Below are 16,628 nucleotides of genomic sequence, written 5' to 3'. Positions count from 1 at the left end.
TATTTTTTGGAGTACTCAATATCTATGTCAGAAAATCTGGCCTCACCTACAGACCCATCCGACAATTCTGAATATGATGCCACGTCAATCTCTGTATTGAAAGGTCTAGATGCTGTACGCAAGCGGCCGGGCATGTATATTGGGGATACAGATGATGGGTCTGGCCTGCATCATATGGTATTTGAAATTATAGACAATGCTGTAGATGAAATGCAGGCCGGTTTTGCAGACCGGTGTGTGGTTAGCCTGAATGCCGATGGGAGTGTCACAGTTCGTGATAATGGGCGGGGTATCCCCATTGATATGCATGAAGAAGAAGGAATAAGTGCAGCTGAGGTTGTGTTGACCCGCTTGCATGCTGGCGGAAAATTTAACCAGAACTCCTATAAGGTTTCAGGTGGGTTGCATGGGGTAGGGGCCGCGGTGGTAAATGCCCTTTCTGAGAAAATGGCCGTGACCGTGTGGCGGAACGGAATGGAATATTTTGTCCATTTTAAACATGGAGAAACACAAGAGCCCCTGATCTGTAAGGGAGAGAGTAGCGAGCCTACCGGCACAGAAGTAACCTTTAAACCCAGCAAAGAAACCTTTACCAATACTGATTTTGATATTTCCATTCTGGAAAAAAGGATAAGAGAACTTGCCTTTCTCAATTCAGGGATGGAAATCATCCTCAATGATTATCGAAGTGATGAGCCTAAAACTGAACGATTTTTTTATGAGGGAGGGCTTGCTGCTTTTGTCAGTTGGCTCGATAAAAGTAAGACTCCTCTTTTTCAGCCCCCTATTATGGAAAAAATTGAGAAAAGCGATAGTGATATCAAGGTTGAATTTGCGATCTCCTGGAATGATAGCTACCACGAGACCATGTTATGTTTTACCAATAACATTCCTCAGCGCGATGGGGGAACGCATCTGGCAGGGTTTAGGCAAGCCCTTACACGAGTATTGGGAAAATATACCGAGAGCATCGGCAAAAAAGACGCCCAAAACCTTGTGGGCGAAGACATGCGGGAAGGAATAACAGCGGTTCTTTCGGTAAAAGTGCCAGACCCAAAATTCTCCTCTCAAACAAAAGATAAGCTTGTTTCTTCAGAAGTACAGCCTATCGTGCATTCTGCTGTCACCGATGCCCTTTCATACTGGTTAGAAACCCACCCTAAAGAGGCCAAGCTGATCGTCTCTAAGGTTCTGGATGCAGCAGCAGCCCGTGAAGCCGCCCGTAAGGCTCGCGAGCTTACCCGCCGTAAAGGGGTTTTGGATATTTCCTCACTCCCTGGGAAACTGGCAGACTGCCAGGAAAGAGACCCCAAGAAAGCCGAACTTTTTATTGTTGAGGGAGATTCGGCTGGTGGCACTGCCAAACAGGGTAGGGATAGGCGCTTCCAAGCCATCCTTCCCCTTAAAGGGAAAATTTTAAATGTGGAGCGTGCCCGTTTTGACCGTATGCTGAGTTCTGCAGAGATTGGAACACTCATTACGGCTCTCGGTACAGGGATAGGTCGTGGTGAGGTTGACCAGGGTGGATTCTCCTTAGAGAAGCTGCGTTATCATCGTATTGTTATTATGACAGATGCTGACGTGGATGGTTCACATATTCGTACCCTTCTTTTAACCTTTTTCTTTCGCCAAATGCCAGAGCTGGTTGAAAAAGGGTTTCTCTACATTGCTCAGCCTCCGCTTTACAGAGCCAAAAGGGGAAATGAGGAGCATTATTTGAAAAATGATGCTGCTTTGGAAAATTATCTTCTAGAAAGAACCTTGCAAAAGGCCAAGTTTGTATACGCTGATGGGCGCTTTTTGGAAGGAGATGACTTTATGCAAAGGGCAAAGGGACTGCATCATCTTACTTCTCTTCTGAACCGCTTAGCACCCAAAATTCCTATGTGGATTATGGAGCAGGTTTTTCTCTCAGGCTTATGTTCTGATCTATCGGAAAAGACTCTTGAAGAGTTACAAAAACGTTTGGATGCTAATTCCCTAACAGCAGAAAAAGGATGGCAGGTTCGCATTGGTGAGAAAGAAGTAGAACTTGTCAGAACCGTTCGGGGGGTAAGGGAATCCTATTATCTTTCCAAAGATCGCCTCAGAGGAAGCGAAGTTGAGAAATTGACGGGTGAATATGAAGAATATATTCACCATTTTGCTCAACCTGCACAATTGGTGATGGAAGCAGAAGAGCATTCTATTGCAGGGCCGGCGAGTTTATTGGAAAAGCTTTTAGCTATAGGGCGTAAAGGGGTGAGTATCAACCGCTTTAAAGGCCTTGGAGAGATGAATGATGACCAGTTATGGCAAACAACCCTAGACCCGGTTACGCGTACTTTATTGCAAGTCACAGTTAGTGATGTTGAAAATGCCTCAGATGTGTTTTCTACCTTAATGGGGGATGTCGTTGAACCAAGAAGAGATTTTATTGTTAATAATGCCCTAAAGGTTTCTAACCTAGATATTTAATCTTGAATTGGCATATAGAGGAAGCCTTTGGCCTAGAGTTTCTTGGGCCTAGGGTGACTTTGGGTTTTCTCTTTTATCCCTGTAAGCTGCTCGGTTTTATGGAGGGGGTTTTTACCATTAAGGCGATCTGTCCAATCCTCTATATGTTTTAGGGCCAATCTCTTTTGGATGAGAGCTTTCCAGTTGGCAGAAAGGGAAGGGAGTTCAGCAAGTTCTGTGAGAAGTTCAGCATTGGTGGTGCGGCAACGTAAAACAACCGTGTTGATTTTTTCAATACTCCAGAAAGGAGTCTTACGTTCAAGACATTTAAAATTATCTTCTGGTTTAACAAAACCTGCTTGTATAACTCGGTAATACCAACCTGTCATACCCGTGGTTTGGAGTTTGAGTGCTAGAGCAGGAATATCGAATTTTACATTCAGCTTCCAGCAGGGCTGTCTTGGCTGGCTTACTTCAATTATGGCCTCACCGATTTCAAACACATCGCCAACTGCTACTGTTTGTTCTGTTATACCTATGGTAGAAAAATTCTCACCAAAGGCACTTGGCCTAGCTAATCTGTGACAAGGGCCAAAAAGCTGGCGCCATAAGGCGTAATGCTCAAATGGATAATGATGAACAGCCTTTTCAGGCCCCCCATGGTGAACCTTATCGCCCTGATGATCGTTCGTAAAACCCTCTCTTCCCAACCACTGGGGGTCTTTTTGTGGTGTTTTATCTATTCCTGACACCACATGGTGTTTATCGGTTGAGAGAGGTGCAAGATTTCCAACCAGGAGGGAGAGAAGTTTGGTCATAATAATGAATAATCTTCAAGATAAGGCGACATCGTAAGAAGCCGTAATAAAAAATGTTCTGTCATTATATAAATGGTATAGAGTGATAGAGAAATCAAAATTATGGTGATGAAGCGCCTGTTGATATGGATAATTTTTCTTTTTTTGGGGTTCGCTCCCTCATTTCACAAGATGATTTTTTAAAAATTGTGAATAATCAGGCTTATAAACAGGAAATTGAAGATATTTCTTTAAAAGAAGCCCTCGGTTATTACCTGGCTGAAGATATTCTTATGGAGTCTTTCTGGCCTAAGGAGCGTTATGCCTTGTTTAACGGCATATTAACACAATCTGAGCTAACAGAAGGTGCCTCTGACTATTTTCCTGTAGTTTTGGATAGAAGACACCAGGTAAGAGATATCATCGCTGGAGAAAAAATTACTGAAGAAGGAGATATTATTATCCCCTATGCAGATCTGATGGAAGAAAACCCTTCCAGTTATAGAGTTACCCATCCATTTCAGCCGGGTTATGGTATTATTCCCCCTGGGGAAGTTTTTTATCCACAGCACGTTCTTCTCAGAAAATATACAAAAATACAACAAAGACATATAGATGCACTCCATTCCTTCTCAATATCTTTCATTTCCGTTTATAAACAGCCTTTACTTCGCCTGATTATAATTCATAAAAATAAACTTCATGCGTCATGGATAAAAAAAACATATCGTAATTTTTTAAAAAAATATATAAATCAGATAGAATGTGTACAGATTACTGAAGATAATCTAGAAAAATGTATTTCAGAAGCCGTAATGGCGGGACAAAATATTATTATTGTCGGCGGGAGTGGCTGGGGAAAGGATGATTGTTCTGCACCTTCTGTGTATGCTCAAGGCGGAGAAAACCTTCTCTATGGTGTAGCCATAGAAGGATGTGAAACTTACGGTTTGTTTAAATGGCAGAATCCGCGCCAGAATGGTGAGTTATTCTGCCATATTGTCCCTTCTACTCCTTTGTCGAGTTTGCAGGTCTTTGTGGCCTGTATTGATCCTCTTCTTTCCCTGCAAACCAAACATGCGCCTCTAGCATGGTTAGCATGTAAAAAGACATTAGCTTCACGGCTTGTTTCTCCTGTAGGAGTGGCCAGTTATGTGCCTGCACGATTGGAAGCTGAGAGGGTTTATCCTCTCTATGGGCAAGAAATAGGCTTTCTTCAGGCAGATGGTTTTATCCCGATTCCCGATTTTTGCGAGGGCTACGCCGCAGGAACTGATGTTGATTTTATTCCATTATATTCTTAAGGGCTGGGCAGAGTAGTCATGACAGGACATTCTAAAAAACTTTCTGCTGAACAAATTAAAACGTTAAGGCAAGAACAGTTCTTAAATGTTGTTTCGCTTGAGGAGGCAAAAAGCCGTATCCAGGAAGCCTTTGTGGCCTTATCCCCCAAGGTTTCTTATAAACCTTTACATCAGGTACGGGAAAGGGTGCTGGCAGAGGATATTTACTCTTCGATAGATGTCCCAGGTTTTGACCGTTCCCGAGTTGACGGTTTTGCCCTACGTGTGGAGGATATTTTTTCTGCCCACCCACAAAACCCCCTCTGTTTATCCTTGCTGCCAGAAATTATCACTCCCGGCAAAACGCCGGAATATGAGGTTACAAAAGGAACAGCCACCGCCATTGCTACAGGAGGAATGATACCCCGAGGGGCCAATGCTGTTGTCATGGTAGAACAAACTGACCTTCGGGAAGACCCTGCGGGGGATCCCCAATTACTAGTCTATCAGTCTGCCAATGTTGGGCAATTTATTTCCTCTTCTGGGTCAGATATGAGCAATGGAGAACTCATCCTTCGTCAAGGCCAGCTACTGACCTCAAGAGAAATTGGCATGTTGGCAGCAATTGGGTTGAGCAAGGTGCCTGTATGGGAGAAGCCCGTTGTGGCTGTTTTTTCAACAGGAGATGAACTTGTAGCCCCAGGAAACCCTTTGCCTCCAGGTCAGATTTACGATAGTAATGCCGCCATTTTGGGTTCCGCTGCTGAGGAAGCCGGTGCAGAAGTTCTCTATCTAGGTATTGCTGTAGATACAAGAGAGGCCATAAAGGAAAAGTTGAATCAGGCTCTGGATAAGGCTGATATTGTGCTTCTTTCAGGTGGAACCTCCAAGGGGGCAGGGGATATTGCCTATCATTGTGTAGCCCTTTTAAAAGATCCCGGCATTATTTTTCATGGGGTTGCCTTAAAACCCGGTAAACCTTTATGTGTTGCTGTCAGTGGTCATAAGCTTGTGGCTATACTGCCTGGTTTTCCAACCTCGGCTATTTTTACTTTTCACGAATTTATTGCCCCTCTTCTACGGCGCATGAGCTTTCGGCCAGAGGATAGTAAAAATGAGATTTCTGCTAAGCTCGCTATAACTCAAAATTCTGATCGGGGCAGAACAGAATATGTCATGGTCTCTCTTATTCGGAATTCTTTAGAAGACTATATCGCTTACCCGATTGCAAAAGGATCTGGCTCGGTGACTAGCTTTAGCCAAGCTGATGGTTTTTTTTCCATTCCAGCCTTAACCGAGCAGCTTACAGCAGGAACTGAAGTTCAGGTGCAGATTATCGGGCAACATCTTCATATGCCTGACCTTGTTATTATCGGTAGCCATTGTACGGGGTTGGATTATCTTGTTAGTCAAGAAAGTTTAAGCGGCATGCTTGTTAAAACTTTTTCTATTGGCAGTATGGGTGGAGTACAAGCTGCCCAGAAGGAAGAATGTGATATTGCGGGTATCCATTTGATAGATCCCAAAACAGGCCAATATAATACGCACTGTGTCACACCCGATTTAACTCTAATAAAGGGATATGGGCGTTTACAGGGTATTGTCTTTAGAAAGGATGCCACCTTTTTAAAGGATGCCAAAACCCCCAGTGAGTTTTTAGAAGTCATCAAAACCCATTCATTGTTGATGATCAACCGCAATGCAGGCAGCGGTACCCGAGTGGTGATTGATGCGTTCTTAAATAATTTTAAACCTGAGGGTTACTTGCATACGACCCGTTCACACAATGCTGTTGCGGCGGCTGTGCAGCAAAAACGAGCTGATTGGGGTGTAACAATAGAAACCGTAGCGAAATCCTATGGGTTGGGGTTTATCGCCTTACGGCCAGAGGAGTATGACTTTCTTATTCCCAAAAGCCGTCTTCATCGCCCAGCTGTTCAAAAATTTCTTCAATTGCTGCATACGCCAACAATACGAAGCCACCTGAAGGCCATGGGGTTTAGCATAATAGAATAACCCCCTTATTATTAGAGTCTCTATATGATTAGAGCCTTATTAGAGCCCCTGTCGGGTCATAAGTTCTTCTGCTTTTTGGAGGTCTTGAGGGGTGTTAATATTCATGAAAGGGTCAATATCTTCCACTGAAAAATCAGCATATGCTAAGGAATATTTTTCTGTAAAGCGAAGTATTTTATGAATTTTCTCCCTCGTTAATGCCTCATGAAGGGCATGGTGTAAGGTAAGGGGCCAAAGACCAACAACGGGGTGGCACTGCCCGTTTGATCTGGCCAGAGCAAGGATGGTGTGGTGTTTTTGCTGGGCTTCTTTCAGTTTTTCTACCAGATTTGAAGGAATAAAAGGCGAATCAGCTGGTATTGTTACAATATATTGGCACGAGGGTACATGCTGTAATGCCCACTCCATTCCTGCTAATATTCCTGCCAAAGGGCCCTGAAAACCAGGTAAGGTATCAACTTGAATGGGAAGATGAAAAGAATGAAGCGCTTCTGGCGGGCCATTGGCATTAATAACACTATGGCTTACCTGTGGAGTAATGGCTTTAATAATATAGGTTAGCAAGGGTTGGCCGTTCAATAGCTTTAAACCTTTATTGCCTCCCCCCATACGAGAGGAAAGCCCACCAGCAAGAATAACAGCAGTGATAGGATCTTGAGAGGTCATGTATAAACTTTTAAAATTTTGAAGGTGAAAACTTTATTCTTTCTTGCCCAGATAAAGCTATAAAGCGGCTTCCTTTTGCCCTACCAATGAGAGTTAGCCCAGCTTTTCGGGCCAGCTCTACCCCCCAGGCTGTAAAGCCAGAACGGCTAATAAGAATAGGAATTTGCATCTGAACGGTTTTTATCACCATTTCAGAGGTGAGACGGCCAGTGGTATAGAGGATTTTATCTTCTGTTGTTAGGTTTTGATGGTAAATATAGCCGGCCAGTTTATCAATTGCATTGTGGCGCCCTACATCTTCCATGTAAATGAGTGGGCTCACCTCATGGCATAAAACACATCCGTGAATTGCTCCTGCCTCAAGATAAAGGCTTGGTTGATGAGTGATTTTTAGAAAAAGGTCTTTCAGCCAGGATGTTAAAAGAATGGCCTCTTTATTGAGATGAATTGATTCAAAACGCTCCATCATATCGCCAAAGACTGTACCCTGGGCACAGCCTGATGTTATGGTTTTCTTCTTGAGTTTTTCTTCAAAATTGGTTTTTTGATCTGTCCTAACCACAACAACGCCAAGGTCTTCATCAACGTCTATAGCGGTAATCTTATCCTTGAGAGTCAGCATATTTTGATTGAGGAGATAGCCTGTGGCTAGATATTCTGGATAGTCCCCAATCGTCATCATGGTAACAATTTCCTGACCATTGAGAAACAAGGTTAAAGGACGTTCTACAGGAACCTTAATAATAACGGGCTGGCCTGACTCATCTAAGCCTGAAAGCGTTTGGAGAAGTTTTTCATCGTTAGGGTTGGGTATAAGCGCGAATTCATCCATAAATAGCCTCCAGAGGAATAAAGCTAATGGGATCTCCGGGGGAGAGAGAGGTTAATCTTTCTGGAAGTTCTGCTAAAGCATGGCTATTGGTCAGAGACGTAAGAATACCTGCTCCTTCACGAGGGAATTTATGAGCTTTGAGGATCCCCTCAGAACGAGTAAGCGTAATCCGCAAATATTCTCTCCGGCCAATTTTTTTCTGATAAGAAAAATCAGCAATCGCATTATACACTGGGAGGTTAAAAGGCCTTTCTCCCCCCAGTTGGGCTACTAAAAAGCGCGCAATAACAGCAAATGTTACAAAGGATGCAACAGGGTTACCAGGCAAACCCACATATGGAATTTGGCCAATATACCCCATAGCTAATGGTTTGCCGGGCTTAATGGCTAACCGCCAGAAATCTATTTTTCCAATTTCTGTAATAACCGCTTTCATGTGGTCTTCCTCTCCAACAGAAACCCCTCCACTACTGATGATAAGGTCTGCCCTCTGGCTTGCCTCTTGGAGTTTATACCGAATGGTTTGGGGGTGATCTGGGAGAACGCCCCCATCGGTCACATCGACCCCCAAGCGATGTAAAAGAGATTTGAGCATGGGCGTATTACTATCAAAAATACGGCCTGCTTCCTTTTTATACGACATTTGAGAAGAGCGTGTAATTTCGTCTCCTGAAGAAAAAATTGTTACTCTTAAAGGCATATAACATGTAAGCGCTGTTAATCCCAAAGAGGCCGCAACCCCTATATGAGAAGGACGAAGGCGTATACCTTGATGAAGAATGACTTGCCCCTTTGTTATATCTTCACCGGCCTGTCTGGTATTAGAGCCTTTTTTTAAACCTGCAGGGACTGTAACCTTATCACCATTTATTTCACAATCTTCGAGCATATAGATGGTATCAACATTCGATGGAAGAACCGCCCCTGTAAAAATTTTTATGGCATGAAACGGCAAAAGGGGATCCGGAAAAACATGGCCTGCTTTTGCTGTTCCCTGAAGAGCAAATTGATAAGGCGGAGACATTTTGGCCAAGTCAGCATAAGAAATACCAAAGCCATCTACAGCAGAGTTATCGTGCGGCGGAAGAGAAAAGGGGGCGATAATATCTTCCGCAAGGACAAGGTTTTCAGTATCCTCTAAAGAGAGAGTTTTTTTAAGAACTGCTATGCTAAAATTACGTTGAATAATTTCTCTGGCTTGTTCTACACGGAGTAAGGAAGAAGAAGCATTGCAGCAGTCGTCTGAGAGCTGAACCATAGGAAACCTGTGTATTGAAAGATTTAAAAAGGGCAAATATATCATTTACCCGAATTGGATTATAAAAAATTATTGAATGACTATAACTGACTAAAAGACTATAATTTACTAAAAAAAGAGAGGACATATGAAGTGTATTATTCTTGCAGCTTTAATTGTTTTTGCTGGAGCTAGCCTTGCCAGGATCATATTACAGTCTGACTTTACCATACCAGCAAAAGTAGCTTTTAGCACCTCTGCGAGTAATCCCTAATCTGACAAAGGGATTTTTAGTGTTATGAAAGGTTTTGAGGATGGGCACTTTCTTCTTTTTTAGCCCAGATTTCATGGTGGGTAAGAGCCCAGTTTAAATCTACTGTGCCATTCGTCATGGCAGGGAAGGAGCCCTTGACCCCCCATACTCCCAAATAGGCATGGCCAAGAATAACAACAATCATAAAAATGGCCACACAGGAATGAAAAACAAGAGTGATTTGCATACCTAATATGCCAAATAGGGCAAAGGGAATAAGCAGGCACAAACCACTTAAGACAAGGGCACTTCCAAAGAAAGCGGCAATCCAATAGATCATCTTTTGACCAGCATTGAATTTATCTGCAGGGACGTGTTTTTTGTTAAACATACCCCCCATTTGTTTCATCCATTGAAGATCAATTTTACGAGGGATATTATACCTGAAAAAAGCAATAAGGATAATTGCTAGACCCAAAATAAAAGGAAAGCCCACAAAATTATGAATGGTTTTTCCCCATGCAGAAAAAGCTGAAAAAGAGTTATCTCCCATCAACGGCATTAAGAGCCACCGCCCTAATACCATGTTAAGGCCCGTAACCGCTAAAAGTACAAAACTGATAGCGGTAATCCAATGCCCCAGACGTTCAATAAACTTAAATCGTAATAGACGGCGGTTCCTGGCATCTGGTGTATAATCCATGGGCCCAGCCAGCCAATAAAGCCCAGCAATAGCAATAAGCGTGCCAAGAATAGCTAAAATATCCACCCAGAATTGAATATATTTATGAAAAAACCGAAAGATTTTTCCTGGAGGCTGAACGAGAACAGCCGCCTTTTGGTCAGGAATATGCACAAAACCCCGTGTCGTGGGCGGAAGAACCGTGGTATCAAGTTTCTGCTCTAGAACATGAGCAGGAGTATTGGGTAAATTTTGGGGTATTGTCTGGGCTACTCCCACAGCAGAAGGAAAAACCAGGCAAAACAGTAAAAACGCCAAAAGGGCCTTGAAAGATCTTTGTTTGACAGGGGGATTACTCATAAGGGTTCTAGCCTATAAAAAATGAATATTGACCAGTAATTCTATGGTGTGGGAGTATTTTTATAGGCCGTAGACCAGCCAAAGGCTTCTGAGCCATACCCCCTGCGTAAGACACGTTCACGGTAAATTTCGCCTATTGTTTTCCCATCACCCGCCATGAGGGACCGTGTTGAACACATTTCAGCACAAAGCGGGAGTTTTCCTTCGGAGAGCCTATCCCTGCCGTATTTTTTAAAATCTTCCTCGGTCGTAGAACCATCGGGGCCACCAGCACAAAAGGTGCATTTATCCATTTTTCCGCGACTGCCAAAATTTGTCGTCTGGGGGTATTGTGGGGCTCCAAAAGGGCAGGCGTAAAAACAATACCCACAGCCAATACATAAATCCTTGTTGTGAAGCACAATGCCATCTTCTGTTTGCATAAAACAGTCCACAGGGCAAACAGCAGCACATGGCGGATCCTCGCAATGCATGCAAGCCATGGAAACGGAAAGCTCTCCGGGTTCGCCATCATGAATGGTAACAACACGCCTGCGATTAATACCCCAAGGAATTTCATGTTCGTTTTTGCAAGCCGTAACACAGGCGTTGCAATCAATACAACGCTCAGCATCACAAATAAATTTCATACGAGGAGAAGAGGGGGTTGTATCGACCATAATTATGCTGCCTCTACTCGACAGAGGGTAACTTTTGTTTCCTGCATATGCGTTACAGGATCAAAACCATAAGTGGTGAGCTGATCAGCTGCTTCACCTAACACATAGGGATCTGCCCCATGAGGGTAGCGCTCTCTTTGGGAAACCCCTTGGGTTATTCCTCCAAAGTGGAAGGGCATGAACACAACTCCTTTAGCGGTTCTATTACTGACATGGGCACGAACATGCACCTTGATATCGCCTGCAGCACCATGAATCCAGATCATAGTGCCTTCTTTGATACCAAGTTCTTTGGCATCTTCCCGGCTAATTTCTGCGTACGCCTCCTGAACAATTTCCGCAAGCCAAGCATTGGAACGTGTTTCATCACCGCCGCCTTCATATTCAACAATTCTCCCTGTAGTCAGAATCATAGGGTAATTTTTAGCATGATCAACTTCTTGGATGCTTCGGCTTAGATAGGGCAGGCGGAAGTCCCTTCGGTCTGAAATGGCTGGGTATTGGTCTATCAGGTCTCTGCGGGGAGTAAAGATTGGCTCACGATGAACAGGAATAGGGTCTGGCAGGTTCCAGGCGAGGATCCTTGCCTTTCCATTTCCAAAAGGCGCACATCCATGTTTAAGGGCTACACGCTGGATGCCCCCGCTCATGTCAGTCTGCCAACTGACAGTGTCTATTTTTTGGCCGCCAATGGCTGTAATAATTGCCAATTCCTGGGGTGTTAAATCTTTATCCCATCCCAATTTTTTCAGAACGGCATAGGTAAATTCTGGATACCCCCCTTTAATTTCTGAACCCACAGGAGAATTTTCAGCAAGAAGAGTCTGACCATGCCGCTCTACCCCCCAACGGGCCCGGAAACCACACCCCCCCTCCATAACAGGTATATCAGGGTTATAGAGGTAAGGCGTGCCGGGATGTTGAACTTCAGCATTTCCCCAACAGGGCCAGGGCAAACCGTAATAATCTCCCTTATTTGGGCCCTTTGTTGCACGTAATGTGACCGGGTCAAAATCCGCCTGGTGCTTCATGTGGGATTTCAAACGCTCGGGAGACTGGCCTGTATAACCAATTGACCAGCAACTCATATTAATTTCCCGCAGGATATCTTCAGGCAGGGGCATATTGTTGGTAACCTGAATATTTTTGCACAACTCTTCAGCAAAGCCGAATTTTTTGGCAAAAAGATACATGATTTCCAGATCATCCTTGGCCTCAAAAATAGGGGGAACCACTTGCTCACGCCATTGAAGAGACCGGTTAGAAGCAGTAACACTGCCATAGCCTTCAAAGGCAGTTGCTGCCGGTAATAGGTAAGTGCCTTCTTTACGGTTTCCCTCAATGGCAAAGCTTCCCGGGTTGGGATCTACCACCAGCATAAGGTCAATTTTATCCATGGCTTTGCGCATGATAGGCATACGATTAATGGAATTGGCTGCGTGGCCCCAAGCGACCATGGCTTTTACGGGATTGGGTTGGTCAATTTGGCTTTTATCAACCAGAACAGCATCAAACCAACGAGTAGAAGGAATACCCTTTGTCTCCATCATTTGTTTAGAAGCAAAACGAGAGACCATCCATTCGTAATCCACGCCCCAAACACGGCAGAAATGTCGCCATGCACCTTCGCTGAGGCCCATATAGGCTGGCAGTGTGGTAACATCCAACCCCATATCCGTGGCCCCTTGCACATTGTCGTGCCCACGAAAAACATTAGCTCCCCCGCCAGAAACCCCAATATTACCCAAAACAAGCTGCAAAATACTATAGGCCCGTACATTTGCCGTTCCTACAGTTTTCTGGGTTGCTCCCATGCACCAAATAAGGGTTGAAGGCCGATTTTGCGACATAATGCGCGCAACATTTTCTAATTGATGGCCAGGCACACCCGTTACTCTTTCGACTTCTTCAGGGGACCATTTTGCCACTTCCTTCCGGAGTTCTTCTATGCCAAAGGTACGTTCTTGCAAATATTTACGATCTTCCCATCCATTTTTAAAAATATGCCATATAATACCCCAGATCACAGGAATATCTGTGCCTGGACGAATACGGATAAAGTCGGTGGAATGGGCAGCCGTTCTGGTAAAACGGGGGTCAATGACAATCAGGCGAGCGTGATTTCTTTCTTTTGCTTCCAGAATATGCTGAAGGGAAACAGGATGCGCCTCTGCTGGGTTTCCCCCCATAATCATTATGGCCTTAGAGAAATAAATATCATTAAAGCTATTCGTCATGGCCCCAAAGCCAAATGTATTACTCACACCCGCCACGGTGGTTGAATGACAAATACGAGCCTGATGGTCTATCGTATTGGTTCCCCACATGGCAGCAAACTTACGAAAAAGAAATGCGCTTTCATTCGTAAATTTTGCTGAACCCAACCAATAAACAGAATCTGGCCCTTGAGTATTGCGTATTTCTAAAAGCTTATTTCCAACTTCCTCAATGGCAGTTTCCCAGCTTATTCTTTTCCATTGCCCATTTTCCAGCTTCATGGGATATTTTAAGCGGCGTTCCCCATGGGTGAGCTCTCTGACAGAAGCGCCTTTTGCACAATGGGAACCCATATTGATGGGGCTCTCAAATGCGGGTTCCTGGCCGACCCATATGCCATTTTTAACTTGGGCAATCACACTACACCCTACGGAACAATGGGTGCAGACTGTTTTTTTCTCAACCACGCCTTCTTCTAAAAAAGAGGTAGCAGGTTTGATAGGGCCAGACTTGATAGGGCTAGAATAGGCTTGTGTAGAGAAAAAACCACTGCCAATCCCTGCTGTTAGCAGCCCTGAGGATTGTAGAAATTCCCGCCTCCGCACATGGTTTTCAGGATGTTTTGCTTGATGTTTTTCTGGGAAAGATTCTAAGTGCGGAAGTCCCTCTTTTTCGTACTTCGAAAAAGAACCCTTATAGGATGAGGTCTGCCTTATTCTCGAAGATTTACGCCTTGAAAGCACTTTATTGCATCCTATCGACGGTTAAGCTGGTAGAAACGCTCAATGTGAGCAGATTTATGATAACGCGCTGCAGTTTGCTTTTGTGTTGTATGGAAAGCATGGGCTGGTGTATCAAGCGCAGGCAAAAGAACCCCTGCAGAGGTTATGCTCGCGACAAGGCCAGAAGCCGATAAAAAATCCCTTCGATTAAACACCTTTGCAGAAGAGGACTGTGGTGTAGGAGAGAGCTGTGGAGAAGGGTATTTTTTGGTTTTAAATTCACTCATGCGGTTACCAAATCAAAAGATTTTATTTCCAAAACTATAAATATTTTTGTTAACTCTGCAATATTTTTATAAAATTGTGCAGAAGGGGCAGTTTCCAGATCATCTAAAAATTGATTGACCCATGGCTGGATATGTGCTTCAAAGAAAATCTTTTGCTGATCAAGAGAAGCAGAGACAAGATGGGCCATGATGGCACAAAGCACAGCAAAATGGTCCTCAGGCTCCTGGCAGGTTTCAGCGCGCTTAAGCCCAAGTTTGGCCATATCAGTGCGAATGTCAGCAACCGGCTTTTCATACAAAAACCCTGTCAGATAATATGAGCCATAAGGCATTACCTCCCCTCGGGTCAGACCTGTAAAAAGTGCATCGAATTCCTGTTTAACAAGCGGAGCAGAAACTAGGCGGGCCTGATCAGATATTTTTTTCAGGGCAGTGCCAAAGAGACTGTCATCTGTAATATTCAAAGAGGCCAGAAAATCCAATTGGGTTTGCGTCGGGGGTTTAAAAAATAGACTTGCCAGAAACTGGTAGAATTCACCACGATGCTGATCAATTTCATCGAGCGTCTCAGATGGAAGAGGGCTATTTTGAATAGGTTGAATGAGGATGCTTTTTGGCATGGTGAAAAACTCTCTAGTGTTCGAATTTCAAAAAAACTGTCAAAGTTAAGAAATAACAATTTGTCTTTTTTATTCTGCTTTTCGTTAAGCGTTTCTTTTTTGGAGTATTCAGGAGTATAAAATGAAGAACTCGATAGCCCAATGAGAGGGAGGAACTGGTAAAGAGTATTTTGATAATCCTTTACCTATAACAGGGGTTAAACAGATTTCCTCGTAATAATATTGAAATCTTTTGCAACAAAGATGAACTTGGCGGGAATAGCTTACGGAACTGACTGATTGTTAAGATTTTTATCAGATGGAATGTCTGGCTTTTCTTCTCGTTCTCCTTCTAATTCTGAAAAAGGTAAGGGAGAAATCGATGAAGTGTTTTCAGAAGATGGAATGGCTATCCCTTCACCAGGAGTGTCCAAACCTTCTTCAGAGGAAGGAGCAGGCGCGGGAGGAGATAAGATATCAGCTAGAAGGCTCTTGATATCATCGGTGGGTTGGAGCTTGGCATAATCAGGGGTATTAAAGTTCCAATCATATTCAGCCAGGGTTTCAAAATTCGCTATGCTGTCTTCTGTTCTCCACGCAAGGGACAAAGCTTCTTTTTGGATATTGTCGGGAATTCCTTCCTGCAAGAAAACAGAAAAATCCCTATCTGCCTTAAGTGCATTGATTTTATCGCTGTAAAAGGGATCCTCCCTCTTCTGGCTGCTGTCAATAGTGAACAGACCCTCTGGTGAGGAGGGAATGGGAACAATCTGAGGATGATCTCTCTCCTCAAGTGCTGAAGGCTGTAAGGGAGGAGGGGATAAACTTTGAGAAGGAAGAGAAGTGTTAGACGTGGGTTCAGAAGGGGTTTGATTTTTTTGCTGTTTTAGTCTTGCCCAACGTTTAAGAAAAGAGTCCATTTTATTTCCTTATCCTTCTCTTCTCGCAGAAGAAGCCTCCAGATTCCAAACTCCTGGAAGGAGGGCTTCATCTGTTATGGCGGTTTTGAGTGCGTTGACGTTTATAGACGGGCTGTTCAACGTGGTAACGGCTGACAAAACGATGAACCCATGCAGAAATTAAAGGAGACATCGCAACAGCCTCCACACGGTCTCCTTCTATACCGGCATGGGCCTGAGCTTCACCCGTGCAAACCGTAGCACCTATAAGTGCTGGAAATTCTCCCTCCTGATCTTCTCTTAAAAACACGTAAACAGAGGGATTGGAGCTTTCAAGGTTGTCTTTGAGTGTGTCTGTTTCATAAGGGTAAAGCCTTAAAGGGGTATGACCCGCATAATATATTTCAGCATCCTGCTCATTTTCAATAACAGACCATGGGGGAAGTTCAGGGGCCCCCTCGATGACTGAAACCACTTCCCAGCTATATGTAGCCCAGACATTATGATGAATGGATCTCTTTCGCACAACAACACCAATGAGAAGCTGTGCTATAGGCGTGGAGGGGTTAACAGGATCCGTTATGGAAAAATGTTTTTTCCCCTCATCTGGAGAAAGGTGATCCTGCGGAGGTGATGTTATCAACGGGTTCATCAGGGGTCATGACCAATGATATTGGTTTATG

The 16,628-nt window shown here is 43.9% G+C and carries 15 protein-coding genes; 4 read left to right on the top strand and 11 right to left on the bottom strand.

What is annotated here, in order from left to right; translation table 11 throughout:
• Positions 1 to 24: 24 nt before the first annotated feature.
• Complete coding sequence (gyrB, locus tag JGUZn3_RS08735; protein ID WP_203413160.1) at positions 25 to 2,457, top strand: DNA topoisomerase (ATP-hydrolyzing) subunit B; 2,433 nt, start codon at positions 25 to 27, stop codon at positions 2,455 to 2,457.
• Between the two features lie 32 nt (positions 2,458 to 2,489).
• On the opposite strand, the gene JGUZn3_RS08730 is transcribed toward gyrB, so the two are convergent.
• Complete coding sequence (locus tag JGUZn3_RS08730) at positions 2,490 to 3,254, bottom strand: MOSC domain-containing protein (RefSeq protein ID WP_203413159.1); 765 nt, start codon at positions 3,252 to 3,254, stop codon at positions 2,490 to 2,492.
• A 125-nt stretch (positions 3,255 to 3,379) separates the two neighbouring features.
• Between JGUZn3_RS08730 and JGUZn3_RS08725 the strand changes: the two genes are divergently transcribed.
• On the top strand, positions 3,380 to 4,537 hold the full coding sequence (locus JGUZn3_RS08725; protein WP_203413158.1) for a molybdopterin-binding domain-containing protein: 1,158 nt from the start codon (positions 3,380 to 3,382) through the stop codon (positions 4,535 to 4,537).
• Between the two features lie 18 nt (positions 4,538 to 4,555).
• A complete protein-coding gene (locus JGUZn3_RS08720; RefSeq protein ID WP_203413157.1) occupies positions 4,556 to 6,532 on the top strand; it encodes a molybdopterin biosynthesis protein in 1,977 nt (658 codons plus the stop codon).
• Between the two features lie 39 nt (positions 6,533 to 6,571).
• Here JGUZn3_RS08720 and mobA read toward each other — a convergent pair whose 3' ends face one another.
• The 3 genes from mobA to JGUZn3_RS08705 are packed head-to-tail and all read right to left on the bottom strand — an operon-like array spanning position 6,572 to position 9,288.
• Positions 6,572 to 7,198 carry a molybdenum cofactor guanylyltransferase MobA gene (gene mobA / locus JGUZn3_RS08715; RefSeq protein ID WP_203413156.1) on the bottom strand — a complete coding sequence of 209 codons (627 nt, stop codon included), beginning with the start codon at positions 7,196 to 7,198 and terminating at the stop codon, positions 6,572 to 6,574.
• Positions 7,199 to 7,208: 10 nt separating this feature from the next.
• The gene (gene fdhD, locus JGUZn3_RS08710) at positions 7,209 to 8,030 is read right to left on the bottom strand and encodes a formate dehydrogenase accessory sulfurtransferase FdhD (protein WP_203413155.1); all 822 of its coding nucleotides are present in this window, start codon (positions 8,028 to 8,030) and stop codon (positions 7,209 to 7,211) included.
• A complete protein-coding gene (locus tag JGUZn3_RS08705; protein ID WP_203413154.1) occupies positions 8,023 to 9,288 on the bottom strand; it encodes a molybdopterin molybdotransferase MoeA in 1,266 nt (421 codons plus the stop codon). Before JGUZn3_RS08705 ends, fdhD begins: the two co-directional genes overlap by 8 nt.
• Positions 9,289 to 9,415: 127 nt before the next feature.
• Between JGUZn3_RS08705 and JGUZn3_RS12680 the strand changes: the two genes are divergently transcribed.
• A complete protein-coding gene (locus JGUZn3_RS12680; RefSeq protein WP_275402838.1) occupies positions 9,416 to 9,541 on the top strand; it encodes a hypothetical protein in 126 nt (41 codons plus the stop codon).
• A 22-nt stretch (positions 9,542 to 9,563) separates the two neighbouring features.
• Here the strand turns inward: JGUZn3_RS12680 and JGUZn3_RS08700 are convergent, their stop codons facing one another.
• The 7 genes from JGUZn3_RS08700 to JGUZn3_RS08670 all read right to left on the bottom strand — a co-directional run bounded on the left by JGUZn3_RS08700 (position 9,564) and on the right by JGUZn3_RS08670 (position 16,588).
• The gene (locus JGUZn3_RS08700) at positions 9,564 to 10,562 is read right to left on the bottom strand and encodes a formate dehydrogenase subunit gamma (RefSeq protein WP_203413153.1); all 999 of its coding nucleotides are present in this window, start codon (positions 10,560 to 10,562) and stop codon (positions 9,564 to 9,566) included.
• A gap of 41 nt (positions 10,563 to 10,603) precedes the next feature.
• Positions 10,604 to 11,221: a formate dehydrogenase FDH3 subunit beta gene (gene fdh3B, locus JGUZn3_RS08695; protein WP_238996792.1), complete on the bottom strand. Its 618-nt coding sequence runs from the start codon at positions 11,219 to 11,221 to the stop codon at positions 10,604 to 10,606.
• Between the two features lie 2 nt (positions 11,222 to 11,223).
• Positions 11,224 to 14,043, bottom strand: coding sequence for a formate dehydrogenase subunit alpha (locus JGUZn3_RS08690; protein WP_203413152.1), 2,820 nt, complete (start codon positions 14,041 to 14,043; stop codon positions 11,224 to 11,226).
• Between the two features lie 149 nt (positions 14,044 to 14,192).
• Positions 14,193 to 14,447, bottom strand: coding sequence for a hypothetical protein (locus JGUZn3_RS08685; RefSeq protein ID WP_203413151.1), 255 nt, complete (start codon positions 14,445 to 14,447; stop codon positions 14,193 to 14,195).
• Positions 14,444 to 15,067, bottom strand: coding sequence for a TorD/DmsD family molecular chaperone (locus JGUZn3_RS08680; RefSeq protein WP_203413150.1), 624 nt, complete (start codon positions 15,065 to 15,067; stop codon positions 14,444 to 14,446). The genes JGUZn3_RS08685 and JGUZn3_RS08680 overlap by 4 nt, the downstream gene beginning before the upstream one ends.
• A 263-nt stretch (positions 15,068 to 15,330) precedes the next feature.
• Positions 15,331 to 15,966: a DUF3306 domain-containing protein gene (locus tag JGUZn3_RS08675; RefSeq protein ID WP_203413149.1), complete on the bottom strand. Its 636-nt coding sequence runs from the start codon at positions 15,964 to 15,966 to the stop codon at positions 15,331 to 15,333.
• A gap of 67 nt (positions 15,967 to 16,033) precedes the next feature.
• Positions 16,034 to 16,588, bottom strand: coding sequence for a DUF3305 domain-containing protein (locus JGUZn3_RS08670; protein WP_203413148.1), 555 nt, complete (start codon positions 16,586 to 16,588; stop codon positions 16,034 to 16,036).
• Between the last annotated feature and the right edge of the window lie 40 nt (positions 16,589 to 16,628).

The organism is Entomobacter blattae (genome assembly GCF_014672835.1).
In the GTDB taxonomy this organism is placed as follows: Bacteria; Pseudomonadota; Alphaproteobacteria; order Acetobacterales; family Acetobacteraceae; genus Entomobacter; species Entomobacter blattae.
Note: the sequence above shows the minus strand (reverse complement) of the source record. Positions and strands in the feature narration are given on the sequence as shown.